Consider the following 695-nt stretch of genomic DNA (forward strand, 5'->3'; position numbering starts at 1 on the left):
CGCGTCGGCCACCTGCGACCTCACGTCGATGTCGCCCACGGCGAGTTCGTCGAGCACCGCCCGGGGGTCGGCCAGCCGGGCTGCGTACTCGCCGAGTGGCAGGGGGCGCAGCACGGCCAGCTTGAGGCCCGCGGCCCGCACCGCGGGGGGCAGCATTCCGCAGGCCGCGACGATGCGACCGGCCGCCGGCCGGTCGCAGAACACCCGGCCCGGACCGATGAGCCTACCGAGCAGGTCCAGGGCCTCGTTGGTGGTGAACGGTGGCACGTGGATCCGGTGGGCCGGGGCGAGCCCGGCCAGTTGGGTGCGAGCGGTGACGATGGCGGTGCTCGGCCCCGTGCCGGGCAGCAGTGGCCGGACGCAGGCCTCGTCAGGGGCGTCGTCGAGCATGAGCAGGACCTTGCGGCCCGCCAGCCAGACGCGCCAGAGCGCGGCGGCGTGCTGGGGATCCGCGGGCAACGGCTCGGACGGGTTCGTGTACGGGAACAGTTCGGCGGTGAGAGCCGCGAGAGTTCGGGGCGATCCGTCCTTCTCCCGGAGGCTCAGGCAGATCCGTCCGCCGGTGAACTCATCCGTCAGACGGTGCGCGGCATGTCCGGCCAGCACGGTCTTGCCCACGCCTGGCGCGCCGATGACGATGGTCACCGTGCCGCCGGGAGCCGCCAGTTCGAGCAACTGTCTCATCTGGTCATGAC

The 695-nt window shown here is 72.8% G+C and carries 1 protein-coding gene; it reads right to left on the reverse strand.

The genetic code is table 11. From position 1 onward, the window contains the following. The coding region (locus tag TN53_RS41520) for an NB-ARC domain-containing protein (RefSeq protein ID WP_046264075.1) at positions 1 to 695 on the reverse strand (695 nt) is incomplete at both ends.

This window comes from Streptomyces sp. WM6386 (assembly GCF_000972385.1).
Lineage (GTDB): Bacteria > Actinomycetota > Actinomycetes > Streptomycetales > Streptomycetaceae > Streptomyces.